Source organism: Thalassobius sp. MITS945101 (assembly GCF_047123305.1).
Taxonomy (GTDB): Bacteria; Pseudomonadota; Alphaproteobacteria; order Rhodobacterales; family Rhodobacteraceae; genus Thalassobius.
Window position 1 is genome coordinate 834,206 of record NZ_CP138918.1, and the last position, 26,871, is coordinate 861,076.

27 protein-coding genes are annotated in these 26,871 nt (G+C 61.0%); 15 read left to right on the forward strand and 12 right to left on the reverse strand.

Features of this window, described 5'->3' with window-relative positions:
- The first annotated feature begins 25 nt into the window (after window positions 1–25).
- Window positions 26–784: an SDR family oxidoreductase gene (locus SIC14_RS04290; RefSeq protein WP_412564597.1), complete on the forward strand. Its 759-nt coding sequence runs from the start codon at window positions 26–28 to the stop codon at window positions 782–784.
- Window positions 785–1,093: 309 nt separating this feature from the next.
- On the opposite strand, the gene SIC14_RS04295 is transcribed toward SIC14_RS04290, so the two are convergent.
- The 3 genes from SIC14_RS04295 to SIC14_RS04305 all read right to left on the reverse strand — a co-directional run bounded on the left by SIC14_RS04295 (window position 1,094) and on the right by SIC14_RS04305 (window position 3,691).
- On the reverse strand, window positions 1,094–2,080 hold the full coding sequence (locus SIC14_RS04295) for an adenosine kinase (protein ID WP_412564598.1): 987 nt from the start codon (window positions 2,078–2,080) through the stop codon (window positions 1,094–1,096).
- Window positions 2,077–2,721, reverse strand: coding sequence for an endonuclease III (gene nth / locus SIC14_RS04300; protein ID WP_412564599.1), 645 nt, complete (start codon window positions 2,719–2,721; stop codon window positions 2,077–2,079). Before nth ends, SIC14_RS04295 begins: the two co-directional genes overlap by 4 nt.
- Window positions 2,722–2,812: 91 nt before the next feature.
- A complete protein-coding gene (locus SIC14_RS04305; protein ID WP_412564600.1) occupies window positions 2,813–3,691 on the reverse strand; it encodes a serine hydrolase domain-containing protein in 879 nt (292 codons plus the stop codon).
- Window positions 3,692–3,799: 108 nt separating this feature from the next.
- Between SIC14_RS04305 and SIC14_RS04310 the strand changes: the two genes are divergently transcribed.
- The 3 genes from SIC14_RS04310 to SIC14_RS04320 all read left to right on the forward strand — a co-directional run bounded on the left by SIC14_RS04310 (window position 3,800) and on the right by SIC14_RS04320 (window position 6,175).
- Window positions 3,800–4,657, forward strand: coding sequence for a bifunctional helix-turn-helix domain-containing protein/methylated-DNA--[protein]-cysteine S-methyltransferase (locus SIC14_RS04310; protein ID WP_412564601.1), 858 nt, complete (start codon window positions 3,800–3,802; stop codon window positions 4,655–4,657).
- Between the two features lie 158 nt (window positions 4,658–4,815).
- Window positions 4,816–5,472 carry an OmpA family protein gene (locus SIC14_RS04315; RefSeq protein ID WP_412564602.1) on the forward strand — a complete coding sequence of 219 codons (657 nt, stop codon included), beginning with the start codon at window positions 4,816–4,818 and terminating at the stop codon, window positions 5,470–5,472.
- A 154-nt stretch (window positions 5,473–5,626) separates the two neighbouring features.
- A complete protein-coding gene (locus SIC14_RS04320) occupies window positions 5,627–6,175 on the forward strand; it encodes an NADPH-dependent FMN reductase (protein ID WP_412564603.1) in 549 nt (182 codons plus the stop codon).
- Between the two features lie 7 nt (window positions 6,176–6,182).
- On the opposite strand, the gene SIC14_RS04325 is transcribed toward SIC14_RS04320, so the two are convergent.
- Window positions 6,183–6,578 carry a VOC family protein gene (locus SIC14_RS04325; protein WP_412565821.1) on the reverse strand — a complete coding sequence of 132 codons (396 nt, stop codon included), beginning with the start codon at window positions 6,576–6,578 and terminating at the stop codon, window positions 6,183–6,185.
- A gap of 42 nt (window positions 6,579–6,620) precedes the next feature.
- On the opposite strand from SIC14_RS04325, the gene SIC14_RS04330 reads away from it, so the two are divergent.
- Window positions 6,621–7,451, forward strand: a complete 831-nt coding sequence (locus SIC14_RS04330) for a MaoC family dehydratase N-terminal domain-containing protein (protein WP_412564604.1) — start codon at window positions 6,621–6,623, stop codon at window positions 7,449–7,451.
- A 122-nt stretch (window positions 7,452–7,573) separates the two neighbouring features.
- Here the strand turns inward: SIC14_RS04330 and SIC14_RS04335 are convergent, their stop codons facing one another.
- Complete coding sequence (locus SIC14_RS04335) at window positions 7,574–8,614, reverse strand: NAD(P)/FAD-dependent oxidoreductase (protein ID WP_412565822.1); 1,041 nt, start codon at window positions 8,612–8,614, stop codon at window positions 7,574–7,576.
- Between the two features lie 64 nt (window positions 8,615–8,678).
- On the opposite strand from SIC14_RS04335, the gene mnmD reads away from it, so the two are divergent.
- On the forward strand, window positions 8,679–9,356 hold the full coding sequence (gene mnmD / locus SIC14_RS04340; protein WP_412564605.1) for a tRNA (5-methylaminomethyl-2-thiouridine)(34)-methyltransferase MnmD: 678 nt from the start codon (window positions 8,679–8,681) through the stop codon (window positions 9,354–9,356).
- On the forward strand, window positions 9,353–10,219 hold the full coding sequence (locus SIC14_RS04345; RefSeq protein ID WP_412564606.1) for a DMT family transporter: 867 nt from the start codon (window positions 9,353–9,355) through the stop codon (window positions 10,217–10,219). Before mnmD ends, SIC14_RS04345 begins: the two co-directional genes overlap by 4 nt.
- On the opposite strand, the gene SIC14_RS04350 is transcribed toward SIC14_RS04345, so the two are convergent.
- Window positions 10,193–12,166, reverse strand: a complete 1,974-nt coding sequence (locus tag SIC14_RS04350) for a lytic transglycosylase domain-containing protein (RefSeq protein WP_412564607.1) — start codon at window positions 12,164–12,166, stop codon at window positions 10,193–10,195. The genes SIC14_RS04345 and SIC14_RS04350 overlap by 27 nt on opposite strands.
- 175 nt (window positions 12,167–12,341) lie before the next feature.
- On the opposite strand from SIC14_RS04350, the gene dapA reads away from it, so the two are divergent.
- Window positions 12,342–13,214 carry a 4-hydroxy-tetrahydrodipicolinate synthase gene (dapA, locus tag SIC14_RS04355; RefSeq protein ID WP_412564608.1) on the forward strand — a complete coding sequence of 291 codons (873 nt, stop codon included), beginning with the start codon at window positions 12,342–12,344 and terminating at the stop codon, window positions 13,212–13,214.
- 25 nt (window positions 13,215–13,239) lie between these two features.
- Here the strand turns inward: dapA and SIC14_RS04360 are convergent, their stop codons facing one another.
- The 5 genes from SIC14_RS04360 to SIC14_RS04380 all read right to left on the reverse strand — a co-directional run bounded on the left by SIC14_RS04360 (window position 13,240) and on the right by SIC14_RS04380 (window position 17,964).
- Window positions 13,240–13,680 carry a hypothetical protein gene (locus SIC14_RS04360; protein ID WP_412564609.1) on the reverse strand — a complete coding sequence of 147 codons (441 nt, stop codon included), beginning with the start codon at window positions 13,678–13,680 and terminating at the stop codon, window positions 13,240–13,242.
- Between the two features lie 32 nt (window positions 13,681–13,712).
- On the reverse strand, window positions 13,713–14,606 hold the full coding sequence (locus tag SIC14_RS04365) for a DMT family transporter (RefSeq protein WP_412564610.1): 894 nt from the start codon (window positions 14,604–14,606) through the stop codon (window positions 13,713–13,715).
- Window positions 14,607–14,711: 105 nt separating this feature from the next.
- Window positions 14,712–16,463 (reverse strand): SulP family inorganic anion transporter, encoded by a 1,752-nt coding sequence (locus tag SIC14_RS04370; RefSeq protein WP_412564611.1) that lies wholly within the window; start codon window positions 16,461–16,463, stop codon window positions 14,712–14,714.
- A gap of 133 nt (window positions 16,464–16,596) precedes the next feature.
- The gene (locus SIC14_RS04375; RefSeq protein ID WP_412564612.1) at window positions 16,597–16,983 is read right to left on the reverse strand and encodes a YybH family protein; all 387 of its coding nucleotides are present in this window, start codon (window positions 16,981–16,983) and stop codon (window positions 16,597–16,599) included.
- A 144-nt stretch (window positions 16,984–17,127) separates the two neighbouring features.
- Complete coding sequence (locus SIC14_RS04380) at window positions 17,128–17,964, reverse strand: RNA polymerase sigma factor (protein WP_412564613.1); 837 nt, start codon at window positions 17,962–17,964, stop codon at window positions 17,128–17,130.
- Window positions 17,965–18,121: 157 nt separating this feature from the next.
- Between SIC14_RS04380 and smpB the strand changes: the two genes are divergently transcribed.
- The 3 genes from smpB to SIC14_RS04395 all read left to right on the forward strand — a co-directional run bounded on the left by smpB (window position 18,122) and on the right by SIC14_RS04395 (window position 20,867).
- Window positions 18,122–18,601 (forward strand): SsrA-binding protein SmpB, encoded by a 480-nt coding sequence (gene smpB / locus SIC14_RS04385; RefSeq protein WP_412564614.1) that lies wholly within the window; start codon window positions 18,122–18,124, stop codon window positions 18,599–18,601.
- 219 nt (window positions 18,602–18,820) lie between these two features.
- The gene (gene sseA / locus SIC14_RS04390; protein WP_412564615.1) at window positions 18,821–19,678 is read left to right on the forward strand and encodes a 3-mercaptopyruvate sulfurtransferase; all 858 of its coding nucleotides are present in this window, start codon (window positions 18,821–18,823) and stop codon (window positions 19,676–19,678) included.
- A gap of 4 nt (window positions 19,679–19,682) precedes the next feature.
- Window positions 19,683–20,867 (forward strand): aromatic amino acid transaminase, encoded by a 1,185-nt coding sequence (locus SIC14_RS04395; RefSeq protein ID WP_412564616.1) that lies wholly within the window; start codon window positions 19,683–19,685, stop codon window positions 20,865–20,867.
- A 132-nt stretch (window positions 20,868–20,999) separates the two neighbouring features.
- Here SIC14_RS04395 and SIC14_RS04400 read toward each other — a convergent pair whose 3' ends face one another.
- A complete protein-coding gene (locus SIC14_RS04400; protein ID WP_412564617.1) occupies window positions 21,000–21,698 on the reverse strand; it encodes an SDR family oxidoreductase in 699 nt (232 codons plus the stop codon).
- A 106-nt stretch (window positions 21,699–21,804) separates the two neighbouring features.
- On the opposite strand from SIC14_RS04400, the gene SIC14_RS04405 reads away from it, so the two are divergent.
- The 4 genes from SIC14_RS04405 to SIC14_RS04420 all read left to right on the forward strand — a co-directional run bounded on the left by SIC14_RS04405 (window position 21,805) and on the right by SIC14_RS04420 (window position 26,844).
- The gene (locus SIC14_RS04405; protein WP_412564618.1) at window positions 21,805–22,653 is read left to right on the forward strand and encodes a LysR substrate-binding domain-containing protein; all 849 of its coding nucleotides are present in this window, start codon (window positions 21,805–21,807) and stop codon (window positions 22,651–22,653) included.
- A gap of 73 nt (window positions 22,654–22,726) precedes the next feature.
- Window positions 22,727–23,416, forward strand: a complete 690-nt coding sequence (locus SIC14_RS04410) for a 2-dehydro-3-deoxygalactonokinase (protein WP_412564619.1) — start codon at window positions 22,727–22,729, stop codon at window positions 23,414–23,416.
- A 38-nt stretch (window positions 23,417–23,454) separates the two neighbouring features.
- Window positions 23,455–24,456, forward strand: coding sequence for a deoxyribose-phosphate aldolase (deoC, locus tag SIC14_RS04415; protein WP_412565823.1), 1,002 nt, complete (start codon window positions 23,455–23,457; stop codon window positions 24,454–24,456).
- A 42-nt stretch (window positions 24,457–24,498) separates the two neighbouring features.
- The gene (locus SIC14_RS04420; protein ID WP_412564620.1) at window positions 24,499–26,844 is read left to right on the forward strand and encodes an aldehyde dehydrogenase family protein; all 2,346 of its coding nucleotides are present in this window, start codon (window positions 24,499–24,501) and stop codon (window positions 26,842–26,844) included.
- The last annotated feature ends 27 nt before the right edge of the window (window positions 26,845–26,871 follow it).

Below are 26,871 nucleotides of genomic sequence, written 5' to 3' on the forward strand. Positions count from 1 at the left end.
CCCGAACCCTGCAAGGAGGTGCCCCATGGCCTTTGACTTCGCCCATCGCAAAATCCTGCTCACTGGTGCCACCCGAGGCATCGGAAGGGCGCTGACCTATCAACTGCTGGACCTTGGCGCGACCGTGCTCGCCGTGGCGCGGGATCAAGCCGCACTGGAAGCCCTGCAAGATGATGCACCAGAGCAGATCGATATCCTTGCCGCGGATCTGGCCAATCCCGAGATGCCCCGCGCCGTCGCCAAGTGGGTGGCAGATGCGCACCCCGACTGCAGCGCCCTGATCAACAATGCCGCCATCATGACCCACACCCGTCTGACCGACCCGCCCCATGATCGCTATACAGAGACCGCGCAGGAAGTAGCGATTAACCTGACAGCGCCCATTGCACTCTGCGCGGCCCTGCTGCCGACCCTTTCGCGCCAATCGCAGAGCCTGATCGCAAATGTAACCTCGGGCCTTGCCCTCGCCCCACTACCTAATGCAGCCACCTACTGTGCCACCAAGGCCGGGCTGCGCAGCTTCACCAAAACCCTGCGCTATCAGATCGAAGACGCCCGCCTGCCCATTCAGGTCAGCGAAGTGCTGATGACTCTGGTGGACACCGACCTATCCCAGGGCGATCCCAAGCAAAAGATCAGCGCCGAGCAAGCGGCCCGCGAAACCTTGCAAGGTCTTGCTGAAGGGCAGCGCGAAGTGGCGATCGACAAAGTCCGCCTGCTGCGCAAAGTCCAACGCCTGTCACCGGCGCTGGCGGACCGTATCATCCGAGGCCGCGCCGCCTGAGTGCGACCTGAGCGCAGCCGGGGGCGCCGCCCCCGGACCCCTGGGATATTTGCCCCAAGAAGAATAACAGTTTCTTAACCAGAATCGGGCAGGTTTGTCTGGCGGTACAGGCTGGGAAGCCGATGACCGCCCAAGGAGAAACCGCCCCATCCAGGTAAGCATCGGCGCCGTGTCGACCGGCTTGGATGGGGCGGAACATCTGCGTTCTTCTTGGCTCAAATATCCAATTCAAACCTTGCCGCTTGCGCTGCCCCCAAAGAAACGGGCGCCCACTCGGGACGCCCTTCCTGCGGTTGTAGAATTCGCCGATCAGTCGATCAGACCGGCCTGGCGGAACAGCGACGGCAGATTGGCTTCGGGGCGTGCGCCGAAATGTCCGATCACTTCTGCAGCGGCGACACAGCCCATGCGGCCCGCCACTTCCAGCGAGGCACCGGTGGCGTAGCCATAGAGGAAACCAGCTGCAAACTGATCGCCGGCGCCAGTGGCGTCCACCGGGGTCACTTCGGTCACGGGGACAGTTACCTGTTCGTCGCCGCGCACCAGCACCACATCATGGCCGCCGCGGGTGCAGACCACCATGCCCGCATCTTGCGCCGCCTGTTCCAGTGCCGACGAGAGGTCAGTCTCATAAAGCGACGCCCATTCGTGTTCGTTGCCGATCACATAGTCCAGCTCTTTCACCAGACGACGGAAATCTTCGCGGTGACGGTCCACGCAGAACGGGTCGGACAGGGCGATACCGGCTTTGCCGCCGGCCGCCTGGCACAGTTTGGCGGCCCGTTCAAAGGCTTCTTTGCCCTTTGGCTTGTCGTAGAGGTAGCCCTCAAGGAACAGGATTTCGGTGGCGCCTGCCGCGTCGTCGGATACATCATCCGGCCCCAGCTCAGACGAGATGCCGAGGTAGGTGTTCATCGACCGTTCCCCGTCCGGTGAGACAAAGATCATCGACCGCGAAGTCGGCAGCTCGCCACCCGGAACCGGTGGGTTCACAAATGCGGTGCCGCCTTTTTCCATTTCCTCAGCGTAGAACTGGCCCAGCGCATCGTCATGCACGCGGCCAATAAAGCCGGTGGTCAGGCCCAGATTGCCCAGCCCTGCCAGGGTGTTGGCCACTGATCCACCCGGCGCCTGTTTGCGGTTTTCCATTGCACCGTAGAGCATCTCGCCGCGCTCACGTTCCACCAGTTGCATGATGCCCTTCTGGATACCCATCAGGTCAAGGAAGCTGTCGTCGGATTGGCTGATCACGTCAACAATGGCGTTGCCGATACCGACAACCTGAAACTTTTTCATGGGGTTTTTTCCTCAAATTGGCACAGGTCACGGATGTGACAGGCGTTGCATTTGGGCTTGCGTGCTGTGCAGATGTAGCGCCCGTGCAGGATCATCCAATGGTGGGCGTGTTGTTGAAAATCGGTGGGAATGTGGTCTTCGATGGCGCGTTCGACGGCCACCACGTCTTTGCCCGGGCAGACGCCCGAACGGTTGCCGAAACGATAGATATGGGTGTCCACGGCCTGCGCCGGGTAGTGCCACCACATGTTTAGAACCACATTGGCGGTTTTGCGCCCCACACCAGGCAGGCTTTCCAACGCGGCGCGGCTGTTGGGCACTTCGCCGCCGTAGTCCTCCACCAGAAGACGTGACAGCTTGATCACATTCTTGGCCTTGTTGCGGTAAAGCCCGATGGTTTTGATATGTTCGATCAGTTGTTCTTCGCCCAGATCCAGCATTTTCTGCGGGGTGTCGGCGATTTTGAACAATTCGGCCGTGGCCTTGTTCACACCTTTGTCGGTTGCCTGCGCAGACAGCGCGACAGCCACCACCAGCGTGTAGGCGTTGACGTGATCCAACTCACCTTTTGGTTCCGCCTCGGAGGCCTGGAAACGGGTGAAGATCTCGCGGATCGTGTGATAGTCGAGCTGTTTGGCCATACGGGCGGTCCGGTTGCTGGCTGCGCCTCAAACGAGGCTGGTGGCTGGGTGAATTGGGGCCTGACCCCAGTAACGGCTTAGCGTCTGTTTTTCAACGAGAAGAGAGGACCCTCAGGGTTTCCCATTCTGCCGGGCTTTCGTCACCGCCTTTGGAGAAGCTGGCGACCGTCAGTCCTGATTGCGGGAAATGCGCCACAAGGTTGCCGGACATCGGGCCACATCCGGCGTGACCGATGGCCAGCCCGTGGTCTTCTGCCTCACCGATCATCAGCCCCAACCCATAGCCAGTGGAGCGCCAGATCCGGCCTTTGATACCGCCTTCATCCAGCGAGCGCAGCTGCATCTGTTTGCGTTGCGCATCGGTCAACAGGTCGCCAATCAGGATGGCATGCAGTACCTTTGCGGCATCCGCGGCGGGGCCGATCATACAGCCATGATAGACCCAGCCGGGGTGATAGCCCTGCGCGTCCCAGACCAGCGTTTCAAAATCGGCAGGGGTCATGGCAAGACGTGGCGTTTTCAGCCCCAGCGGGGCAATCAACCGGCGGTGAATGATCTCACCCAGTGGTGCGCCCTCGCTGACCTCCAGCGCGAACCGCAGGAACATGTAGCCGATGTTGGAATAGTTCCACCGTGTCCCCGGCGCCCCCAGTAGATCCTCTGCGCGGGCGGTTTCTAGCAGTTGAGCCACGGGCCAGGGCGTATCCCCGGCGGAAACCGCTTGCTGGTAGGGGCCGACCGGCCCGTAGTCGCGCAGCCCTGCCGTATGGGTCAGAAGCTGACGCAGCGTGTAGGGTCGCCCGGGCATTTCCGCATCGAGATCCATGAAGCCTTCGCCAGCCCGTTGCAGCACACAGGCAGCAATCAGGGTTTTGGTGAAACTCCACCAAGGCAGCATCGCGCCCGGTGCGTCATCGCGGATCAAACGGCCATGCAGATCAACGGCGGCAGAGATAAATCGGTCTGTCATCCGGCCACCTTGGGTGGAAAGCGCGCAATGCGCAAGTTTCGGGTCGTTGGCTTCGGGCTGAACGGCTAGGCTATGTGCAAAGAGACAGACCAGCCGCAGGAGCCGGACATGACACCCGAGGGCCAAAGCTACCATTTTCAGGTGATGCGACGCGCCATTGATCTGATTGACGCAGGCGGGCCAGGCCAGAGCCTGGGCGATCTGGCCGATCAGCTGGGGATGAGTCCGGCCCATTTTCAGCGGGTGTTTTCACGCTGGGTCGGGGTCTCTCCGAAACGCTACCAGCAATATCTGACGCTGGATCACGCCAAACATCTACTGCGAGACAAAATGACCACGCTGGCCGTTAGCCATGAGGTCGGGCTGTCCGGCAACTCGCGGCTGCACGATCTGTTTGTGCGTTGGGAAGCGATGAGCCCGGGGGAATATGCCCGTGGCGGAAACGGGCTAACGGTCTATTGGGGCTGGTATGACAGCCCCTTTGGGCTGGCCTTGGTGATGGGTACGGAAAAAGGGCTCTGTGGCTTGGCTTTTGCGGCGGAAACCGGCACCGAGGCCGCGATGGAGGACATGCTGTCGCGTTGGCCAAAAGCCACGTTTGTCGAAGATCCGATGATGCTGCGCCCCTTGGTGGATGCCGCATTTAACCTCTCTGGCGAAACCACGCTGCACATGATTGGGGCACCTTTCCAAATCAAAGTTTGGGAGGCTCTGCTGCGCATCCCTTCGGGGCAGGTCACCACCTATTCCGAAATCGCCCAGTCGATCGGATCGCCCAAGGCGGTGCGGGCGGTCGGCACAGCTGTGGGCCGCAACCCTGTCAGTTGGCTGATCCCTTGCCATAGAGCCTTGCGCAAATCCGGTGCCCTTGGGGGCTATCACTGGGGCCTGCCGGTGAAACGTGCGCTGCTGGCCTATGAGGCCGCCCGCGCCGAAGGCGACCCAGCCCAGACCGACGCGGCCTGAAGCAAACAGATCGTGCAAAAGGCGGAGCGTTTCCGCGCAGAACACCAAGATTTGCGCGGAATACTGCCGAGTTTTTCCCCCTGATCTGGCCAAGCTCTGTTATGATAGGTCTATGATACCGCCGAACCGCAACGGCGGAGAGACAAGAGGCACAGACCATGATCCGAGCATCCAAAACCGCGCTCCTGATTGCAGGCGCATCCCTTCTGACCGTCACAGCCTGTACTGATCCCAGCTATCTGGGCGGTGACGACCCGAACAAAAACACCCGCGAAGGGGCCATCATGGGTGGCATTCTCGGCGCGGTGTCCGGCGCGATTATCGCCGATGACAACAAAAAAGGCGCACTGATCGGCGGCATCGCTGGTGCAGCACTTGGTGGGGCCGTTGGCCAGCGCCTGGACCAGCAAGAGGCCGAACTGCGCCAAAGCCTCGACAATCGCGTCAGCATCACCAACACCGGTGACCGCCTGATTGTGACCCTGCCGCAGGACATTCTGTTTGACGTCGACAGCACCTATGTTGCCCCGGCCCTGCGCGACGATCTTGCCGCCGTTTCCGAAAGCCTGAACCGCTACCCCGAAACCACCGTGCAGGTGCTGGGGCACACCGACAACACCGGTTCGGCCGAATATAACCTCGACCTCAGCCAGCGCCGCGCAGGTGCCGTGTCGGCGATCCTGATCGATGGCGGCGTGTCCTCCTATCGCGTGCAAACCATTGGCCGCGGCGAAGATCAGCCGGTGTCGTCCAACCTGACGCCCGAAGGCCGCGCACAGAACCGTCGCGTGGACATCGTGATCCTGCCAAACTGATCGGCCCTGCCCTTCAAAGTATCGCACAAGAGCGCCCCGCAACGGGCGCTCTTTCTGCATCAGCGCACAGTCAGCTTGCGCCGACACCTCTTTTGACCTGCGGATATCCACGCTAAACCCGTTTCAGCGAACAGATAGATTTCAGGAGGCTCCGATGGCCGTTCTCATTATTTCCGGCTCCCTGCGCAAAGACAGCGTGAACCGCAAGCTCGTCGCCCAGGCGGGTGAAATTTACGGTGGTGAGGTGATCACCGCAGACCTGAACCTGCCGCTATACGACGGCGATCTGGAAGCGGCCGAAGGTCAGCCCGCCGCCGTGAAAACCCTCGCGGATCAACTGGCCACTGCCGAAGCCGTGATTATCTCGACCCCTGAATATAACAAAGCGCCCTCGGGCGTTCTGAAAAACGCGCTGGACTGGATGAGCCGCGACAGCCGCAAGCTGTTCGCTGGCAAGCCCGTTGCGGTCATGTCTGCCGCCGCGGGTCGCACGGGCGGTGAGACCGCGCAATATGTGCTGCGCAACATGCTGTCACCGCTGCGCGCCAATGTCATCGCGGGCCCCGCGCTCTGCATTGCCAGCGCGGGTAAAGAATTTGAAACTGGCCAGCTGGAAAACGACCGTTACCTCGCCAATCTGGCCGAGCTGATGGACCTCCTGCGCAGCACTGCTGCGGTGACCAAAGCCGCCAAAGCCGCCTGATCGGCGCTCAGATCCGGTTGCTGATCTCAATCAGATTGCCATCCGGATCGCGCAGATACAGCGAAACAATCGCCCCGGTTGCGCCAGACCGGGGCACCGGCCCCATTTCCAGCGCAATCCCCTGTGCCTGCAGATGCGCCTGCCAGTCCTCCAAGGGGGTATCGCTCAGGAAACACAGATCCGCCGACCCTGGTGTGGCAAATCGTGCCTTCGGTTCAAACTCGGCGCCTGCCTGATGCAGGTTGATTTTCTGATCACCAAATTTCAACGCCCAGCGGTTGCTGCCGTCGGCAGCGCGAAACCGTTGCATCTCCATGCCCAGACCATCCTGATAAAACGCCACCGTCGCCGCCAGATCAGCAACGGTCAGCACCAGATGATCCAGCGACGTCACTTGCACCATTTCCATTTGCCCCTCTTGTCCACCGGGATTACCGTCCGGCCCATGACCGAATTCACGCAAGATGACCTGCCCGCCGCAACACGTCAAACCGATGTGATGGACCCCGCCCGCGCCCGCGCTTTGCAGGCCACATTGGGCCGTGACGAAAGCGTGGAAACCGGCAGCCCTCTGCCGCCGTTTTTCCATCAGATCTATTTCTGGCAGGCCGAACCGCCCAGCAATCTGGGCCGCGACGGCCATCCGGCCAAAGGCATCGGGCTGATCCCCGATCTTGGCCTGCCGCGTCGGATGTGGGCGGGCGGCCAGCTGGAGTTTCACAGCCCCCTGCGGGCAGGGATTGAAGCCACCAAACACAGCCAGATCGCCCAGATCACCCGCAAACAGGGCCGCAGCGGCCCGCTGGCCTTTGTCACTCTGCAACACGACATCCTGCAAAACGACACCCTGACCACCCGCGAGTACCAGGACATCGTCTACCGCGAAGATCCCGCGCCAGACGCGCCGGTGCCGTTGCCCCCCATGGCCGCAAAAGACGAGTACGCCTGTCAGGAGGTGCATTTCGACAGCACGCTGCTGTTTCGCTACTCCGCCCTCACCTTCAACGGGCACCGCATCCATTACGACGAGAGCTACGCCCGTGAGGTCGAAGGCTACAACGGCATGGTCAGCCACGGCCCGCTGCTAGCACAGCTGCTGATGCTCTACGCCGAAGCCCAGCAAGGCCCGTTGAAACGCTTCCGGTTCCGCGCCACCGCGCCGCTGATGCACCACGAAACCGCAACGCTCTGCTGGCAGGACGGCGGGCAGGAAGGTGGGCAGCTCTGGGTACGCGGCGCTGACGGGCGGCAGCATATGTCGGCAAGCGCCAGCTAGACCCCGCGCTTTTCATCTTGCTGAAAACACTCCCGCCGGAGGCAAATCCGAAGGCGCCGCGCGCCTGAGACACCCTGCGCGGGGCGCCAGCCCCGCACCGCTTAGCTGCGCTACACCGCCGTTCAGAAACTGGCTTCGGGTCGGAACGCTGCGGGGATGGTGTCGGTGTCTTCCACCAGGAGATCTGCCATCACCTCCGCCACCTTGGGCGCCATACCAAAGCCGATTTTGAAACCGCCATTGGCGATAAACTGGCCTTCGCGCAGCGGGTGTTGCCCCAAAACTGGCGCGCGCGAACGGCTGCGCGGTCTGACGCCGGCCCAGCGCTCCAGCACCTCAGCCCCCTGCAAGGCTGGCACCGCCGCAATGGCGCGGGCGATCACCTCCTCCAGCCGGGCATCAACCGAGTTTGGATCGTCAAACACACGTTCACTGGTGGATCCAATGGCCACCGTTCCGTCCGCATGGGGCACCACATGCACCGTGTCAGCAAAGAGCTGCGGTGCGTTCCGTAGATCCGATGTCACCCGCAAAGACGCGCCTTGCCCCTTGATGCCACTACCAAAAACACGTGGTCGGGCCGCGCTGATGGCTTCCAGATCCGCCACGCCGGTGGCCCAGAGCACACGCCCTTCTTCAGCGCCAGCCTCAACCACCATACCGCCCGCTTCCTGCAAAGCCGCCACCAGGGCCGCACAGGCCCGGCGCGGGTGCATCCGTGCGGTCAAAGTGTCACGGATCACATAGCCTGAGGCGCTCGCAGGGGCCCAATCGCCCACATCGGCTACTGGCAGAACCTCCCAAACGGCCTTGCCCTGCCACAGATCACCAGCGCTAGCTGCGCGATCACGCGCCAGTTCCAAAGCATGGGTATCGGCGATCGGCTGGATCCGTCCGGTGCGCCCGTAACCAGAGGAAACATCGCCCGCTGCCTCGACATCCTGCCAGAAGGGTTCCGCCATCATCAGGCTTTCGAACTGAAACGCTTTCTTCGGGTTCCAGTTTTCCGGCACATGCGGTGCCAGCGCCCCGACAAGGCCACCGCTGGACCCTGCGCCCGGTCCAAACGGGTCGATCACCCGCACTTTGGCGCCGCGTTTCTGACAGGCCCAGGCGATCGACAGGCCAAAGATCCCTGCGCCGTAGATGGTCACATCTGCCATTGCCATTCGCCCGCTCCCCTTGCATTGTCGCGCCTTGTTGACTGCTCCTTTAAGGGATCCCCCGATGCAAGACCAGCGTGCCGAGTTGGAATGGCGCGAAGACCGTATCCCGGTCTCAACCCGCTTTGACGATCCGTATTTCTCGCTTGAAAACGGGCTGGCAGAAACCAGCCACGTCTTTCTGGCGGGCAACGATCTGCCGGCGCGGTTCTGCGACAGGTTCCATGTGGCCGAGCTGGGCTTTGGCACCGGCCTGAACCTGCTGGCGGCGCTGAAGCTGTGGCGTCAGTCAGGAGTGACGGGCAAGCTGCATTTCACCACCTTCGAAGCCTTCCCAATGTCCCCCGCCGAGATGATCCGCGCCCAAGAGACCTTCCCCGAGATCGCAGAGGTGGCCGCGGATCTGGCCCCGCATTGGAGTGAGGATTTGCACCAGATCACCCTGCCGGATCTGGCGTTTGTGATGATCCGCGGCGATGCCCGCGAGACGCTGCCCGCGTGGCAGGGCAAGGCTGACGCCTGGTTTCTGGACGGGTTTTCCCCCGCCAAAAACCCCGAGCTTTGGGCGCCCGAGCTGATGGCAGAGGTGGGCAGACACACCAGCGCCACCGGCACCGCCGCCACCTATACCGCCGCAGGATTTGTGCGCCGTGGTCTGTCGGACGCGGGCTTCGCCGTGGAACGCATTTCCGGCTATGGCCGCAAGCGTCACATGACGGTGGCGCGGATGGGCGGGACATGAGCGCCAGTACCCCCCGTCTTGGCATTATGTTGATGGTGGCAACCACCTTTGTCTTTGCAATGCAGGACGGGATTTCGCGTCATTTGGCAGCGGAATACAATGTCTTCATGGTCACGATGGTGCGCTACTGGTTCTTTGCTGGTTTTGTCATCACCCTGGCCAGCCGCCGCCCCGGCGGCCTGGCGCAGGCGGCGCGGACACGGCAACCGCTGCTGCAAAGTTTCCGCGCGGTTCTGTTGGTCGCTGAGATATGCGTGATGGTCTACGGCTTCACCCTGTTAGGGCTGATCGAAAGCCACGCAGTATTTGCCGCCTACCCTTTGCTGATTGCGGCGCTGTCTGGCCCAGTATTGGGCGAAAGCGTCGGCTGGCGGCGCTGGTCTGCCATCGGCGTCGGATTTGTAGGCGTGTTGATCATCCTGCAACCGGGTCTGGGCGTGTTCCAACCCGAAGCTGTGGTGCCGCTGATCGCGGCACTGATGTTTGCCCTTTACGGTTTGCTGACCCGCTATGCCGCCCGTCAAGACAACGCAACCACGTCGTTTTTCTGGACCGGCACTGTTGGGTCTGTGGCGATGACAATGGTGGGAATGTGGTACTGGCAGGCGATGAGCGGCCCGGATTGGGGCTGGATGGCGCTGCTTTGTGTTTCTGGGGCGTTGGGGCATTTCCTGCTGATCAAATGCTATGAGGTGGCCGAGGCCAGCGCCGTACAGCCTTTTGCCTATTTGCAGCTGGTTTTTGCAGCCATTCTGGGCATTTCGCTGTTTGGGGAAACGATCCGCTGGAACGTGGCGCTGGGGGCGGTGATCGTGGTCTTTGCCGGCCTCTTCACCCTATGGCGAGAGCGGCAGAACGCTTGAACCTTTGAGTTCCTGCGAAAAGGGCTGCGGCAGGGGATCCTTGCCCAGACGGGCGCGGTAAACTGGCAGGCTTTCGGCGACGCGCATAACGTAGTTTCGGGTCTCGTTGAAGGGGATCATCTCGATCCAGTCCACCACATCCACCTTGCGTTTCCGCGGATCACCCCGGTCCTGCATCCATGCATTGGGGCGCCGCGGGCCGGCGTTATAGCCTGCGGACACAAGGATCACATTGCCTTCAAATTCTACCCCCAGCTGCGCCAAATAGGCCGCCCCTAGGATCGCGTTGTAGCGCCAGTTGTTCAGAACCTCACTGGCATCATGGTCTACCCCCAAACGCCCCGCAACCAAGCGGGCGGTTGCGGGCATCACCTGCATCAGCCCTTCGGCCCCGGCGTGGGACACAACGGATGGATTAAACTCGCTCTCACGCCGTGCGATGGCCAGTGACATTTCAGGCTGTGCAGCCAGCTTCATGCCGGTGAGTGGGTGCAGCGGATAATAGGGCCTCGCAATGGTCAGCCCCCGTTGGGCCGCCTGTTTGCCCACCATCACCGCGATATGCTGCTGGCCAAGGTCAATCAGCAGATCACCCAGCTGGTGAATCTCTGCTTCGGGGAGTGTTTCTGTCAGATGGCGTAGGAACCTTTCGGCCAGGTCCTCCTCGCCCGCGTTGATCAACAAAAGAGCCGCCTGAAACACTGAAGCATTCGCAAAGCCCGCTTGTTGCCAGCCGGGATGTTTCTGGGTCCCCTTGAGGACAGGATCAAACGGCACCCCCGCCTTTTCCGCAGCCAGAAGTCCGTAGAAACTGGTCTGATATTCAGCCCCGAAGGCATAGGCCGCCTGCGCCGCCTCTTTGTTGCCCAGCGCCTCTTCGGCGCGGCCCATCCAGTAACCGGCACGGCCCAGTGAAATCGGGGTGAACACATCGGCGCGGAAGCGTTTGAAATGGGCCTGCGCCAGGTCGGGGCGGTCCAGAAACCGCAGCGCAAGGAAACCAGACAGCCATTCGAGATCAGCAAAATGCCGCCCCGTTGTCAGCCCGTGTCTTGAGGCAAGGTCATAGGCCTTTTGCACATCCCCCGCCCGCATCAGACGACGCGCCAGATCACGGCGGGCACGGCCCCAATGCTCCGCCTCACCTAGTTGGTTGGGGCTGCGTTCCAGCATCAGCGCAATTGCATCGGCCCGCCGTTTCTTGCCCAGACGCCAGCGAAACCGTTCATAGGCCAGCCCCGGATCACCCGCCAAAGCCGCTGGCACCGCGGCGATCAACCCATCCACACCTTTGCCATTGTTGCGCAGGGCGGCACGGGCGGCGGCCAGAGCCTGCCAGTCTTTGCCCACAAGTGGCAGCATATCGGCGGTATTCTGTTTCCAACCCTTCCAAAGCGCCATGTCCAGTCGGGCTGTATAATGTGGTTTCAGAGTGTTTTCATAGGCGGCAATTAACGCGGCGTGTTCATCCGATTTCAGGGCAATCTCCCGCCATCCGGCCACCAGCGCGGCCTCGGCCTTGGACGCCTCACCTGCGGCTTGCAACGCCGCGACATAGGCCAGCAGCCCTTTGCCGGTCTGCGGTGCCTCTTCGCCAAAAAACCTAAGCACTTGGGCAGCCGATAACGATCCCATCTGCGGCTCCATCCGCTTGCGCAACAGTTTCAGCCCCGGCCAATCGCCTCGACGGTCCAGAAACGCCAGCGCCTCCGCGCCCGTGCCTTGGCCCGCCCGCAGACGTTCCCAGGTGACCAGATCCACCGCAACCACCCCACCAGCCCGTTCGGCCAGCGCCGCCGCCGTTGCCCAGTCCTGCGCCCGAATCGCCGCATAGGCCGAGGCCAGCGGTTTCGGTCCCGTCTCAGCAGGACGTTCTGACGCATCGGACGCTTGCGCGGCAGCACCAGTGCCCAAACAAATGCACAGAAGAAGGGGAAAGAGGCGCATGATGGCTTGCGTTTCCGAAGGTTCCGAGGATAGACAACCGCAGCTTATGTCCGGCGGCATCCGGGGGCAAATCACGACGGCGACAACCCGCCACCCTTTGAATGCCATCTCAGCCGTTAAGCGCCGATTAACTCATCCGGGCCTTTTGCCCGCCACTACGTAGAAGGAGCGTATCATGTTCAAAGGATCTTTTCCTGCATTGGTCACGCCGTTCAAGAACGGCGAGCTGGATCTGGAGACGCTCAAGAAGCTGATCGAGTGGCACATTGGTGAAGGCACCAATGGCTTTGTGCCCGTCGGCACCACCGGCGAAAGCCCGACCCTGACACACGAAGAGCATGAGACCGTGATCGAAGAGGTGGTGAAAGCCGCCGCCGGTCGTGTGCCGGTGATCGCAGGCGCAGGCAGCAACAACACGCTGGAAGGCATCCGTTTCATTCAGCACGCCGAAAAAGTCGGCGCAGATGCGGCGCTGGTTGTGACCCCGTACTACAACAAGCCGACCCAGCGTGGCCTGATCGCCCATTTCACCGCGCTGCATGACTGCTGTGAGCTGCCGATCATCATCTACAACATCCCAGGCCGTTCGGTGATCGACATGACCCCGGAAACCATGGGTGAGCTGGCCAAGCTGCCGCGCATTGTCGGTGTGAAGGACGCAACCGGGGATCTGGCCCGTGTCAGCCAGCAACGCGCCACCTGTGGCCCCGACTTCTGCCAGATGTCCGGCGAAGACGCGACCGCGCTTGGGTTCAACGCACACGGTGGCGTCGGCTGCATCTCGGTCACGGCAAACGTTGCACCGAAGCTCTGCGCCGAATTCCAGGCCGCCACACTGGCGGGCGATTATGCCAAAGCGCTGGAATACCAGGACAAGCTGATGCCGCTGCATGAGGCGATCTTTATCGAGCCAGGTCTGGTTGGTGCAAAATACGCCATGTCGAAACTGGGCCTGTGCAGCGACGAAGTGCGCCTGCCCCTGACCGGCCTGAGCGACAGCACCAAAGAAGCACTGGATGCCGCCATGGCCCACGCAGGCCTGCTGTAAGCCACAAAACAGTTAGAAATTCGGATCACCCGGGCCTTTGGTCCGGGTGTTTTCGTTTCAGGTACAACAATAAGGCTCCTGAAACAGGCATAGCTATCATCGCCACAGCCAGCATCAGGTTTGGAACGATAAACGCTGTGTAGATCACTTCAGCGCAGTCAAATGAGGCGAGTATCAACGCGCCCGTAACGATCAATAAAACGCCCACAAAGACGCAAATCTCAAGCGTCTTAGGGACCGTGCGGAGTTGGCAACTACGGATGGCGAACGGCACTGCAAACAAAACGAAGGTCACGACCATTGCGTCATCATCGCCTCCAGAGCTTAACAGCGCTTTACAAGAAAACGGACCGTCGGGCCCGCGTGCTGCAAATCCCAGCGGGTCAGCTTCGAAGCTATAGCCAACCAAAATCATCACGCCGAGGCAAAAGAAATAGAGTGTAGAAACGAGAAAATAGCGGTACATCAACCAAGACCTGAGGCTAAAGTTTATGAGTGTTATGGGCCCAGCCTCTGCTTGCCGCGCCACAGGATGAACAGGCCGGAGAGGACGATCAGACCGCTGCCGATGGCCATGTAGCTGTCGAAACTCTCGTCAAACCAGATCACGCCAAGGCCAACACCAAACAGCAGCCGCGAATAGCGGAACGGGGTTACGGCGGAAACCTCGCCGGTGCGCATCGCCTTCATCAAGGCGCTATAGGCGAAAACGCCGATCCCGATCACCAGCGCCAATAGGCCCAAATCCGTACCCGTCGGCATTTGCAGCGGCGCCCCGAGCCACAGCTGGAACAACCCGCCTGCGGTTGCCAGCGACAGGAACCCATAAAGCCCCAACATCGATGTGTTGAGCGTCCCCGGTGCCGCGCGGCTGGCCAGGTCACGACCGGCAAAGCCCAGCATCCCGATCACGGCCAAGACCGACAGGTAGGTGAAACTCTCACCTGTCGGGCGCAGGATCACCATGACGCCGGTCAATCCGATCAGGATCGCCAACCAACGGCGCCAACCAACCTTTTCGCCAAACAGCACCGCAGCCGCCGCCACCACCACAAGGGGCGTTGCTTGCAGAATTACCGTGGCCGAAGACAACGGCGCCAATGCCACCGCCAGCACGTAAAACAGCCGCCCCAGCACCTCAAACACCACGCGGATCCGCATGGGCAGGGACAGCACATCAGGGTGATAGAGCCGCTGCCCCGTCAGCCGCAAATGGCCTGCAAACACAACCGCGCCACCAAGCCCGAAAAACAGCATAACCTGCCCGATGGACAGGGTCAGGGCGGCCTGCTTCAGCAGCGCATCTTCGATGGCGAACAGCACCATCGCAAGCACCATCCAGCCCGCCCCCAAAAGGTTCGCCTGTCGCAGGTTCTGTGTTGAGATGTTCATCGGTGGCCTCTCACGGGGATTGCCCGCAAGAGCCACCACAGATTGCACCGCGGTGCAAGGGGCGGCGTCGTCGCGCCCCTTGCACCCGCATCTACGCCAACGTGATCACTTCGCTGCTTTGGCGCAGTCGCCGGTCAGCTCGCAAACAGCTTCGTAATGTGACAGGAAGACAGTGCCTGTCATTTCGTCAAGGAAGTGACTGCGTTTCAGCCGGTCCATCACCGGGCCTTTGACCTCTGACAGGTGCAGTTTGATGCCGACATCGCTCAGCCGGTGATTGATCTCTTCCAGGCTTTCCAAAGCGGACATATCAATCTCATTCACCGCCGAACACAGCAGCACCACATGTTTGATCGGCTCATCACAGGCGATGCGGTCATAAACGTAATCCTCAAGGAAACGCGCATTGGCAAAGTAGAGGCTTTCATCAATCCGCAGGGTCACCAGGTCAGGGTGGGTCTCCACCTCATGGCGCAGGATATTGCGGAAATGCTGGGTGCCCGGCACCAGCCCCACCTCTGCCACATGCGGGCGGGAGGTTTTGTAGAGGAACAGGAAGATCGACAGCGCCACACCGGCAGAAACCCCGATCTCTACCCCCATGCCGAGGGTCAGGAAGATGGTGGCGGCCACAGCTGTGAAGTCTACCTTGGAATAGGTCCAGGCTTTGGTCAGGATCGAAAAATCCACCAGACTCAGCACCGCGACAATGATCGTTGCCGCCAGCGTTGCCTTGGGCAAGAAGAACAGCAACGGCGTCAGCAGCATGGCAGCCAGCAGGATCCCAACTGCGGTAAACGCGCCCGCCGCAGGAGTTTCTGCGCCAGCGTCGAAATTGACCACTGAACGGGCAAAGCCACCGGTCACAGGATAACCGCCAGACATTGCAGCCGCGATGTTTGACGCGCCCAGACCGATCAACTCCTGATCTGGCACAATCCGTTGCCGTTTCTTGGCCGCTAAGGTTTGCGCAACGGACACCGATTCAACAAATCCGATCACCGAGATCAGCAGCGCCGAAACAAACAACGAGCCCCATATGTCGGCGCTGAAGGAGGGCATGCTGAGCGGCGGCAGGCCCATCGGCACCTCGCCCACAATCTTCACGCCTTTGCCCTGCAGGCCAAAACCCCAGGTCGCCAAAGTGGTCGCGACCACCGCCAGAACCGGCCCCGCTTTGGTCAGGATATCCGCCATGCGTGGTTTCAGCCCCAGCGACAGCAGCATCGGTTTCATGCCTTTGCGCACCCAGAACAGAAAACCAACAGTCAGCCCGCCAATCACCAGCGTGATCGGGTTGGTGAGGTGCTGGTTCCCAAACAGCGATCCCAGCAAATCCACCATCGTGTGGCCATGGGCATCAATGCCGAAGATGTGTTTCAGCTGCGATGTGGCGATCAACACGCCGGAGGCTGTGATAAAGCCCGCAATCACCGGGTGGCTGAGGAAGTTCGCCAGGAACCCCAGCCGGAACACTCCCATGACCAAGAGCATCACACCGGACATAAAGGCCAATGTGATCGCCGCCAGCGCATATTCGGCAGTGCCCTGCAGCGCCAGATTGCCCACCGCTGCCGCCGTCATCAGTGACACCACCGCCACCGGCCCGACGGCCAACGCGCGGCTGGTGCCAAAGATGGCATAGGCCACCAGCGGCAGGATCGAGGCATAGAGCCCCATTTCCGGCGGCAATCCCGCCAGCAGCGCATAGGCCAGCGACTGCGGGATCAACATAATGGTCACAATCACGGCGGCGACCAGATCATTGGTCAGTGTGCCGCGATTGTAGTCTGTGGCCCAGTTGAGGATCGGCAGATTGCGCCGCAGCACATCCGGTGGGGAAGAGGAGAAAGACATGGGGTCGTCCTGTCTGGAGTGTCAGGACGCTTATATATTCAAAAAGAAGAATAAGTGAAGAGGTAAATGTGAAATACCTGTTTCTTTATTGCCGAAAGCGGGCGTGAGATCACGCCCGCCCGGTGAATTTTCTTTATTGGCCAAGCAGATGACTGCCATGCGGGTTATCGATCACCATCCGCCAGCTGCCGTCCGCCTGCTGGCGCAGCACTGCCACCGACAAGCCGGACTGGCGAATCTCTTGCCCATCCGGCAGCTGCCCTACCATGTCCCAAGGCGCGATATGCAGGGCGATGTCACCGGCCCGGATGACCTCGTGACCGGAATAGCTGAAAGCCGGATTGACCTGGGAAAACTCCTCAAAAGCTGCCCGCGCAATGGCGCTGTCGCTGATCGGCTGGCCCGGTTCAAACGCAATCGCGGCCCCCGCTTCATAGCTTTCCATTACCCGGTCCATGTTGCCGGCCTCAAAGGCAGAAGTCATATCGGAAATGGCGGTAAGGATGATCTGATCTTGCATTGAATTTTCTCCATCTGCTGCAAAGGTTTGGGTGGGATTGGTAAGGGCCATGGCTGTGCACAGCGCACAGGTCTTCAGCCACGTCGAAACGTGTTTCATCTGGATCTCCAGTTCTGGTGGGTGGGTTAAGTTTGAGTAATTAGGTCAGGCCAGTCGGGGTGCGTCTTCGGCGCCTTCCACAAGGCGTAACACAGCGCGTGCATAATCCACTGGCGCCCCCAAGGGACCAGTGCTGCGCTGCAACTTGGCAGCCACCAGAGCGGCCTCGGTTTCACGCGCGCCTTGCACGGTGGAGGCATAATCAGGTGCCGCCGCCAGCATCGGATCCGGCCGTGCGGTCACACGCCCGGCCGCAACTGCTGCCGGCAGACGCCGAGGACAGGAACAGGCCGCACCTTTCTGGGCAACGCCACAGGTCTTGGCGGTGAATTCGGTCACCTTGCCACGGGCACGGGCCAGACGCTGGCGATAGTTGGCAGGCGAGATCTCCAGCACCTCCGCCGCCTCCGCCTGCCCCAGCTCCAGCACATCGCCCAGCACATAGGCCGCACGGTGATCGCGATCGAGGCACAGGAGCATCGCCATGGTGCAGCGCACCCGCAGCTCATTCAGCATCACGTGATCCTCCGGCGCGGCCTGCGCGTCATCCACCAGCCCCTCCATCAGATCCGCCTCGAACATGTCAAAGCTGAGGCCAGGATCGCGCGCCAGCACCTTGCGGGCGGTCAGCAGATAGTTGGTGGCAATCCGGTAAACCCAGGTGGAAAACTTCGCCTCGCCACGGAAGGTCGACAGTTTGGTGATGATGCGGATCAGGATCTCCTGCGTTGCATCCTGTGCAAGAACCGGATCTGCCATCATCCGCACGGCCAGCCGATGCACCCGATCCTGAATGCCGCGCACGATCTGTTCCAGCGCCTGCGCATCCCCCGACTGAGCGTCGGTAATCATCTGGTGGGTGATTTGCGGTGTTTCGGTCATCTCTGCGTCCCTTCGTGAGCGTCTGTTATAAGGTTAGACGCCGCGCGATGCGAAGCTGTGACAGATTTTCTTGAAAAAATGTGACGGAGTGCCGATCTCTGCTCTCTTGACCCCGTGTTGCATGGACAGTTGCGCCCATGCGCAGTAGGAAACCCACATGGCACAGAAGAAGAACGCAGACCCGAATTACAAGGTGATCGCTGAAAACCGGCGCGCCCGCTATGACTACGCCATCGAGGAAGACATCGAATGTGGCGTGATTCTGCACGGCTCGGAGGTGAAATCCCTGCGCGCCAACCCTTCCAATATTGCCGAAAGCTATGCCTCGGTTGAAGACGGCGAATTGTGGCTGATCAACAGCTACATCGCGCCCTACGAGCAGGCCAAAACCTGGGGCCACGAAGAGCGTCGCAAACGCAAGCTGCTGGTCAGCAAGAAAGAGCGCGCCCAGATGTGGAACGCCACCCAACGCAAAGGCATGACGCTGGTGCCGATTGTGCTCTATTTCAACCACAAGGGTCTGGCGAAGCTGAAGATCGGTATCGCCAAAGGTAAGAAGCTGCACGACAAACGCGCCACCGAAGCGAAGCGTGACTGGGGCCGCCAGAAACAACGCCTGCTGCGCCACGGCGACTAAGGACAGCAAGGGGGCGCCGCCCCCTTCTTGGTCAGGGCCAATTCAACTCCCGGAGTAATTCCGGATCGTTGAAGCCGCCTTTCAATGATCCCCAAATACTCAAAACCCGTACTTTACCATCACGTTGCGGCCCGAGGCCGCGGCACAGGCCCAGCGGCCCTCTTGCCTCTATCGCCCTTGTTCTGTAGGTCAGAAACAAACTGATCGAGGGGGTGGCTGATGGCCTATGATGATCCGAAGACGCTGGTGTCCACCGAATGGCTGGCCGCGCATCTGAAAGATCCCGATCTGCGTATTCTCGACGCCAGCTGGTATATGCCGGCGGAGGCACGCGACGCCAAAGCGGAATTTGCCAAAGCGCATATTCCGAACGCCCGTTTCTTTGACATTGATGACGTCTCTGACCACCGCTCGGACCTGCCGCATATGGCCCCGCCGGTTGAAAAATTCATGTCGCGCCTGCGGGCCATGGGTGTCGGCGACGGCCATCAGGTTGTGGTTTACGACGGCTCCGGCCTGTTTTCTGCGGCCCGTGTCTGGTGGCTGTTCAAGCTGATGGGACAGGACAATATCGCCGTGCTGAATGGCGGCCTGCCCAAGTGGCTGTCCGAGGGCCGTCCGGTCAATGATGAGGATCCGGTGATCCGCGACCGCCACATGACCGTGCGCCGCCGCGCCGAGTTGGTGAAGGACGTGACACAGGTGTCCTCGGCCTCCAAACTGGGGGATTACGAGATTGTAGACGCCCGCGCGCCGGAACGGTTCCGGGGCGACGTGCCTGAACCACGCGAAGGCCTGCGGTCGGGGCATATTCCCGGTGCCAAAAACGTCTTTTTCAAATCGCTGCTCAACGGCGATCAGACGTTGAAATCACCCGCAGAGGTCAAGGCGATCTTTGAAGGCGCCGGTGTGGACCTGCAGAAACCCGTTATCACCAGCTGCGGCTCCGGCGTGACAGCCGCCGTATTGAGCCTTGCGCTGGAAGCCATCGGAAAGACCGATCATTCGCTTTATGACGGATCCTGGACAGAATGGGGAGCCTTCCCCACTGTCCCCGTCGCCACTGGAGAAGCTTGAGACCATGTTCAGCAATCTTAAAGAGCAACCCGCAGATAAAATCCTGGCCCTGATGCAGGCCTATCGAGAGGATCCGCGCGACACCAAGATCGACCTTGGCGTCGGCGTTTACAAAAACGCCGAAGGGGTGACCCCGGTCATGCGGGCCGTGAAATCGGCCGAGAAACTGCTGTGGGAACAGCAGGAAAGCAAGAGCTACGTTGGTCTGGCCGGGGATCCCGGTTTCGCCGATGCGATGATTGATCTGGTGCTGGGCGACAGCGTGGCGCGTGACACCATCGCGGCCGCAGCGACCCCCGGTGGCACCGGCGCCTGCCGTCAGGCGTTTGAGATGATCCGCTGGGCCAACCCGGAAGCGCGGGTCTTTGTGTCCAACCCGACCTGGCCGAACCACATTTCGATCCTGAACTTCCTGAACATCGAGACGGTGGAGTACCGCTACTTTGACGGCGAAACCCGTGGCGTAGATTTCGACGGCATGATCGCCGATCTGAAACAGGCCAAGAAGGGCGACGTGGTTCTGCTGCATGGCTGCTGCCACAACCCGACCGGCGCCAACTTGAACCTGACCCAGTGGAAAGAGGTGATTGCCGTTCTGCTGGAAACCGGTGCGACACCGATGATCGACATTGCCTATCAGGGCTTTGGCGACGGTCTGGAAGAGGATGCACAGGCGGTGCGTCTGGTTGCCGCTTCGGTGCCGGAATGCCTGATCGCGGCCAGTTGCTCGAAAAACTTCGGGGTGTACCGTGAACGGACCGGCATACTGATGGCGATTGCCGCTGACAAAGGCCTGAAAAGACTGACACAGGGCTCGCTCAACTTCCTCAACCGTCAGAACTACTCGTTCCCACCGGATCACGGTGCCCGGGTTGTGACGATGATCCTGCAGGATCCGGCCTTGCGTGCGGATTGGGCGGCAGAGCTGGAGGAGGTGCGCCTGTCGATGCTGGGTCTGCGCGAACAGCTGGCCGGCGAATTGCAGCGCCTGTCAGGCTCGGACCGGTTTGGTTTCCTGGCCCAGCACCGCGGCATGTTCTCGCGGCTTGGCACCACACCTGAGCTGGTGGAAGTGCTGCGCAAAGAACATGCGATCTACATGGTTGGCGATTCGCGGATGAACATTGCCGGTCTGAACAAGACCACCGTGCCGATTCTGGCGCAGGCAATTGTGGACGCAGGCGTCTAAGCGCTGCAAAGGTTATATGCGGAAAGGGCGTCCTGCGGGGCGCCCTTTTTGTTATCGCTGGTAGAGGAGGGGCGTTGCCCCTCGAGGCTGCGCCTCTCACCCCAGAGTTTTTTGGGCAAGATGAAAGCGCCGTCAGACCGCGCGGGTCAAACCGCCGTCGATGCGCCAGTTCTGGCCGGTCACATAGGCGGCGGCATCTGAGGCCAGATAAGAGATCAGGCCGGAGACCTCGGATTGCGTTCCGTAGCGCCCCATCGGGATGCGGGCGCGGCGATCTGCGGTTTCGGGCAGGCTGTCGATAAAGCCCGGCAGAATGTTGTTCATCCGGATCCCGTCGCGGGCGTATTTGTCGGCATAGAGCTTGGCGAAGCTGGCCAGACCCGCGCGAAACACGCCAGACGTTGGAAACAGCGGATCCGGCTCAAAGGTGGCAAAGGTTGAGATATTGAGGATTACACCGCCGCCCTGTTGCTGCAGGATCGGCGTCACCAGACGGGTCGGGCGGATCACATTCATCAGATAGACCTCCATGCCCTGATGCCAGTCGTCGTCCGACATCGAGAGCAGATCCCCCTTGGGTCCGTGTCCAGCAGAGTTCACCACCACATCAATCCGACCCCAGCGGTTCATGGTCTGATCGATGAGGCTTCGCAACGCATTCGGGTCGAGGTTCGAGCCGGTGACGCCGATGCCGCCAAGCTCTTGCGCCAGCGCCGCGCCTTTACCGGAGGAAGAGAGAATAGCAACGTTGAAACCGTCTGCAGCCAGACGGCGGGCGGCGTCGGCGCCCATGCCGCTGCCGGCGGCGATGAGAAGGGCGGTTTTGGGCATGGGATATCTCCTGAGTGTCTGCTTGCCAGCAGTATCTCTTGGGTCTCCCGACTTGACCAACCATCGTTTCAACAAGCATCCTGTAGAAAATCTACTGGATAGAGACATGCAAATCCCCAACCTCAACGGGCTGCGGGCCTTCGACGCGGCGGCGCGACACTTAAACTTTCGGCTGGCGGCGGAAGAGTTGCTGGTGACCCAAGGTGCGGTGGCGCAGCAGATCCGCAAGTTAGAGCAGGACCTTGGCACCCCGTTGTTTCACCGCGCGCCACGCGGTGTGCGGTTGACCCAGGCAGGCGCGCGGCTGCACCCCAATGTGACGCAGGCGATGGTGTTGCTGCATCAGGGGCTGGTGGAGCTGCAGGAAAGCCGTACCGTAACGCTGAGCGTGTCGCCAAGCTTTGCAACGAAATGGCTGTTGCCACATCTGCCGGGTCTGGCGCAGCGGCATCCCGACCTCACCCTGAACATCCGCGCCGAGGAGCGGGTGGTGGATCTGGACAGCGGTCTGGCTGACCTTGCCGTGCGGCTGGGGCCGCGTCCCGCGGGCGATCTGGAAAGCCTGGAGCTGGCCCCGCTCCGGCTGGTGGCGGTGGCACAGCCCGACCGGTTTGAAAAGGCCTCAGCTTTGGATCAGCTGACCGCAACCCCTCTTATCCAGGACGGTCACCGCGACTGGCAGCGGGTGTTTTCCGCGGCCGGCCTGTCCCATGACGGCCCCCTTTTGCAGGTGAACCAGACAGGTCTTGCCATGGATGCGGCAGCACAGGGCCAAGGCGTGGCGCTAATCCCGGCGCTCTATTTGGACGCGGCTTTGAACCCGCCACCGCTGGAAATCCTCTGGTCCCCCGCATTGGCGGCCGATCAAGCCTTTCATCTGGTCTGGTCGTCCCGCCGGGAACGTGATGAAATGCGGCAGGTGCGTGACTGGCTGGTCGAGAGAGCGCCCCGTTAAACTCCGGTAATTTCTCTCACGTCAGTTTGCGCCAACAATTGACCTTTTGGTAAAAAATCCATAAGAGCGGATCATGAGTGAACAGCATTGGATCGGTGTGGTTGAAGAGCTGGGCAAACGTCTCGCGTGGGAGTTTGCTGGCGATGCCGTTGTGGGCGTGGCCCAGGACGGGGCGGCAGCGGCACAGGTGGTGACATTTGACGAAGGCCCGGTGCAGACTGTACCGACATCCTTGGTAGCGGGCGGTGCGTTGCAGCAGTCCCAACCGCAGGGCCTGTTGCCGATGGCGGCGCGACTGGCGCTGGCAGGGTTGTGCCGCACACAGAAAGACTGGGATGGCGTCGCCTGTGTGGTGCTGGGCGATCGCAGCCATTGGGTGCAGATCAGCGCCGATGAGGCCGTGAGCTTCCAAAGTTACCTGTCCCCTGCCCTTGCCGCGACATTGGGGGCCAAAGGGCCCGAGATTGACGCCGACGCGCTTGGCGATACGCTGTCGCGGCCGGAACGGCTGGCCACACAGCTGTCGTCGGCGGAATTGACTCGCGATTCGGCGCGGTTGCTGGGGCATCTTCTGGGCGCGGAACTGGCCGCGACCCGTCCTTACTGGCTGGGCCAGCGGGTGGCACTGATTGCCGAAGGTCCGATGCAACAGGGCTATGCCGCCGGGTTCAAGACCCAGGGCCTGATGCTGGAACAACATGATTTACGTGATCTGCAACAACAGGGCATGATCGCTTTTAACACCCAACACAACGCCGTCTGAGGCCCGTGATGGATCAGACGTCCTATCAACCGCAGTCCATGGAGGACAAGGTGACAACCGAAGTGAAAGAGACAACCGCGCAGCTGCCGCAGCTGCATGAGCCGCGCAACCCCGGCATGGAACTGGACCTCGACTGGGTCGCCCGTGTGCAGGCCAATACCTCGGCCATCGAACGCCGCTGCGCCACCCTGCCGGGCCGCCGTTCGGTCAAGAAGGACTATCAGGCGGCCTGGCTCTTGAAAGCCATCACCTGCATCGACCTAACCACACTGTCGGGTGATGACACGGTGGGCCGTGTGGCGCGGCTCTGTGCCAAAGCCAAAACACCGGTGCGGTCCGAGATTCTGGCCGAACTGGGCGTTGACGGCATCACCACCGGCGCGGTCTGCGTGTATCACGACATGATCGAAAGCGCCGTGGCCAACCTCAAAGGCACCGGTATTCCGGTGGCGGCGGTTTCCACCGGTTTCCCTGCGGGCCTGTCGCCTTTCCACCTGCGCGTTGAAGAGATCCGCGAAAGCGTCAAAGCGGGGGCTGAGGAAATCGATATCGTGATTTCCCGCCGTCACGTGTTGAGCCAGAACTGGCAGGCGCTTTATGATGAGATGAAAGCCTTCCGCGAGGCCTGTGGCGATGCCCATGTGAAGGCCATTCTGGCGACCGGCGAACTGGGCTCGCTGCGCAATGTCGCGCGTGCCTCGCTGATCTGCATGATGGCCGGGGCGGATTTCATCAAAACCTCCACCGGGAAAGAAAGCGTCAACGCCACCCTGCCGGTCAGCCTGGTGATGATCCGCGCCATTCGCGATTACTATGACCGCACTGGCTATCGGGTTGGTTACAAGCCAGCGGGCGGCATTTCCAAAGCCAAAGATGCGATCACCTATCTGGCCCTGATCAAAGAAGAGCTGGGCGATCGCTGGCTGCAGCCGGATCTGTTCCGCTTTGGCGCGTCGTCGCTGCTGGGCGATATTGAACGCCAGCTGGAACATCACGTCACTGGCGCCTATTCGGCCAGCCACCGTCACGCAATGGGATAAGGGCGGCAGCTGCCCCCAGATCGTTACAGAAAGTCACGTACAATGACCGTTAAAGAGATCTTTGAAACCATGGACTATGGCCCCGCCCCCGAATCTGCCGCCGAAGCGCTGGCATGGCTTGTTGATCAGGGGGACCGTTTTGGCCATTTCATCGATGGTGCCTTCACCACGCCCGGTGACGGTTTTGACAGCAAAAACCCCGCAACCGGTGAGACTCTGGCGACGCTGAGCCAGGCCACTCAGGACGATGTGGATGCCGCCGTTGCCGCCGCCCGCAAAGCGCAGCCCAAATGGGCCAAGCTGGGCGGTCACGGCCGGGCCAAGCACCTCTATGCCATTGCCCGTCTGCTGCAGAAACATTCGCGCCTGTTTGCCGTGCTGGAAACGCTGGACAACGGCAAGCCGATCCGCGAAAGCCGCGACATCGATATCCCGCTGGTGCAGCGTCATTTCTATCACCACGCCGGTATGGCCCAACTGATGGAAGAGGAACTGCAGGGCCGCGAGGCGCTTGGCGTCTGTGGTCAGGTGATCCCGTGGAACTTCCCACTGCTAATGCTGGCGTGGAAAGTGGCTCCGGCGCTGGCGATGGGCAACACCGTGGTTCTGAAACCTGCGGAATACACGTCGCTCACCGCACTGTGCTTTGCTGATCTTTGCCGCAAGGCGGGTCTGCCCAAAGGTGTTGTGAACATCGTCACCGGCGACGGCGCTGTGGGTGAGATGATCACCACCCATGAAGACATCGACAAGGTGGCCTTCACCGGCTCCACCGCCGTGGGCCGCCACATCCGCCGCGCCACCGCTGGTCAGGGCAAAGGCCTGACGCTGGAGCTGGGCGGCAAGTCACCCTACATCGTCTTTGACGACGCCGATATCGACAGCGCCATCGAAGGTCTGGTCGATGCGATCTGGTTCAACCAGGGTCAGGTCTGCTGTGCAGGATCGCGCCTGTTGGTGCAGGAAGGCATCGCCGAGCAGTTCCATGCCAAGCTGAAGGCCCGCATGGACAAGCTGCGCGTTGGCAACCCGATGGACAAATGCATCGACATGGGCGCGCTGGCCGATCCGGTACAGCTGGCGACCGTGACCAAAATGGTCGACGCCTGCGACGGTGGTGAGATCTATCGTGCCGACGGTGGCATTCCGGCCAATGGCTGTTTCTACCCGCCAACCCTGATTTCGGGCCTCAGCCCGGCAGATCCGCTGATGCAGGAAGAGATTTTTGGTCCGGTGCTTGTCACCTCCACCTTCCGCACCCCGGCTGAGGTGGTCGATCTGGCCAATAACACCCGTTACGGTCTGGCGGCGACGCTCTGGACTGAAAATGTGAACCTCGCGCTGGACATCGCGCCCAAGCTGGTTGCCGGTGTGGTCTGGATCAACGGCACCAATATGTTTGATGCCGCCGCTGGTTTTGGCGGCGTGCGCGAAAGCGGCTTTGGCCGTGAAGGCGGCTGGGAAGGTCTGAGCGCCTATACCAAGCCCGCGCGCAAAACCAAGGCGCTGAAGAAGGTGGAACCATTCCACGGCAGTGAAATCGCACCTGCCGGTGTGGATCGCACTGGTAAGCTGTATATCGGCGGCAAACAGGCTCGTCCCGATAGCGGTTATTCGCGCGACGTCTGGTCGAAAGCGGGCAAACATCTGGGTGAGGTTCCGATTGCCAACCGCAAGGACATCCGCAACGCGGTTGAGGCGGCACGTGGCGCCAAAGGTTGGGGCAAAACCACCGGCCATTTGCGGGCGCAGATCCTCTACTACATCGCTGAAAACCTCTCGGCCCGTGCTGATGAGTTTGCGCGTCGGATCAACGATCTGACCGGTGGCAAGGAGGGCGCGAAAGAGGTTGAAGCCTCGGTGCAGCGTCTGTTCACCTATGCGGCCTGGGCCGACAAATACGATGGGGCCGCCAAAGGTGTGCCGATCCGTGGTGTGGCGCTGTCGATGAAGGAACCCGTGGGTGTGATCGGCGCACTGTGTGCCGATGAGGCACCGCTGTTGGGTCTGATTTCCACCATGGCCCCGGCCATTGCGATGGGCAACCGCGTGGTGCTGACCGCCAGCGAAGCCTTCCCGCTGGCCGCGCTCGATTTCTACCAGATCCTCGAAACTTCGGACGTGCCGGGTGGCGTGGTCAACATCGTCACCGGCAGCCATGAAGAACTGGCAGACACGCTAGCCAAACACATGGATGTGGACGCGCTCTGGAGCTTCTCCTCCTCGGATGTTTCCGCGCTGATCGAACGCGAAAGCGCCGGCAACCTGAAACGCACCTGGGTCAACAACGGCCAAGGCCGGGATTGGATGGGCGCTGAGGGTCAGGGCAAAGAGTTCCTGCAAGCCGCGACAGAGGTGAAAACCATCTGGGTGCCCTACGGCGAATAGTTCTCTGGGCCTTAACCATTAGGAAAA

Excerpts from the sequence above, each read along its gene's own strand:
- SIC14_RS04375 (WP_412564612.1), bottom strand. The coding sequence starts at position 16,983 with ATGCAAGATCAGATCATCCTTACCGCCATTTCCGATATGACTTCTGCC.
- nth (WP_412564599.1), bottom strand. The coding sequence starts at position 2,721 with ATGGCCAAACAGCTCGACTATCACACGATCCGCGAGATCTTCACCCGT.
- SIC14_RS04325 (WP_412565821.1), bottom strand. The coding sequence starts at position 6,578 with ATGGTGCAAGTGACGTCGCTGGATCATCTGGTGCTGACCGTTGCTGAT.
- SIC14_RS04295 (WP_412564598.1), bottom strand. The coding sequence starts at position 2,080 with ATGAAAAAGTTTCAGGTTGTCGGTATCGGCAACGCCATTGTTGACGTG.
- SIC14_RS04410 (WP_412564619.1), top strand. The coding sequence starts at position 22,727 with ATGAGTGAACAGCATTGGATCGGTGTGGTTGAAGAGCTGGGCAAACGT.
- dapA (WP_412564608.1), top strand. The coding sequence starts at position 12,342 with ATGTTCAAAGGATCTTTTCCTGCATTGGTCACGCCGTTCAAGAACGGC.
- SIC14_RS04350 (WP_412564607.1), bottom strand. The coding sequence starts at position 12,166 with ATGCGCCTCTTTCCCCTTCTTCTGTGCATTTGTTTGGGCACTGGTGCT.
- SIC14_RS04335 (WP_412565822.1), bottom strand. The coding sequence starts at position 8,614 with ATGGCAGATGTGACCATCTACGGCGCAGGGATCTTTGGCCTGTCGATC.
- SIC14_RS04395 (WP_412564616.1), top strand. The coding sequence starts at position 19,683 with ATGTTCAGCAATCTTAAAGAGCAACCCGCAGATAAAATCCTGGCCCTG.
- SIC14_RS04290 (WP_412564597.1), top strand. The coding sequence starts at position 26 with ATGGCCTTTGACTTCGCCCATCGCAAAATCCTGCTCACTGGTGCCACC.
- SIC14_RS04315 (WP_412564602.1), top strand. The coding sequence starts at position 4,816 with ATGATCCGAGCATCCAAAACCGCGCTCCTGATTGCAGGCGCATCCCTT.
- mnmD (WP_412564605.1), top strand. The coding sequence starts at position 8,679 with ATGCAAGACCAGCGTGCCGAGTTGGAATGGCGCGAAGACCGTATCCCG.
- SIC14_RS04345 (WP_412564606.1), top strand. The coding sequence starts at position 9,353 with ATGAGCGCCAGTACCCCCCGTCTTGGCATTATGTTGATGGTGGCAACC.
- SIC14_RS04405 (WP_412564618.1), top strand. The coding sequence starts at position 21,805 with ATGCAAATCCCCAACCTCAACGGGCTGCGGGCCTTCGACGCGGCGGCG.
- SIC14_RS04310 (WP_412564601.1), top strand. The coding sequence starts at position 3,800 with ATGACACCCGAGGGCCAAAGCTACCATTTTCAGGTGATGCGACGCGCC.
- smpB (WP_412564614.1), top strand. The coding sequence starts at position 18,122 with ATGGCACAGAAGAAGAACGCAGACCCGAATTACAAGGTGATCGCTGAA.
- SIC14_RS04360 (WP_412564609.1), bottom strand. The coding sequence starts at position 13,680 with ATGTACCGCTATTTTCTCGTTTCTACACTCTATTTCTTTTGCCTCGGC.
- SIC14_RS04320 (WP_412564603.1), top strand. The coding sequence starts at position 5,627 with ATGGCCGTTCTCATTATTTCCGGCTCCCTGCGCAAAGACAGCGTGAAC.
- SIC14_RS04330 (WP_412564604.1), top strand. The coding sequence starts at position 6,621 with ATGACCGAATTCACGCAAGATGACCTGCCCGCCGCAACACGTCAAACC.
- deoC (WP_412565823.1), top strand. The coding sequence starts at position 23,455 with ATGGAGGACAAGGTGACAACCGAAGTGAAAGAGACAACCGCGCAGCTG.
- SIC14_RS04305 (WP_412564600.1), bottom strand. The coding sequence starts at position 3,691 with ATGACAGACCGATTTATCTCTGCCGCCGTTGATCTGCATGGCCGTTTG.
- SIC14_RS04420 (WP_412564620.1), top strand. The coding sequence starts at position 24,499 with ATGACCGTTAAAGAGATCTTTGAAACCATGGACTATGGCCCCGCCCCC.
- SIC14_RS04380 (WP_412564613.1), bottom strand. The coding sequence starts at position 17,964 with ATGACCGAAACACCGCAAATCACCCACCAGATGATTACCGACGCTCAG.
- SIC14_RS04365 (WP_412564610.1), bottom strand. The coding sequence starts at position 14,606 with ATGAACATCTCAACACAGAACCTGCGACAGGCGAACCTTTTGGGGGCG.
- SIC14_RS04370 (WP_412564611.1), bottom strand. The coding sequence starts at position 16,463 with ATGTCTTTCTCCTCTTCCCCACCGGATGTGCTGCGGCGCAATCTGCCG.
- SIC14_RS04400 (WP_412564617.1), bottom strand. The coding sequence starts at position 21,698 with ATGCCCAAAACCGCCCTTCTCATCGCCGCCGGCAGCGGCATGGGCGCC.
- sseA (WP_412564615.1), top strand. The coding sequence starts at position 18,821 with ATGGCCTATGATGATCCGAAGACGCTGGTGTCCACCGAATGGCTGGCC.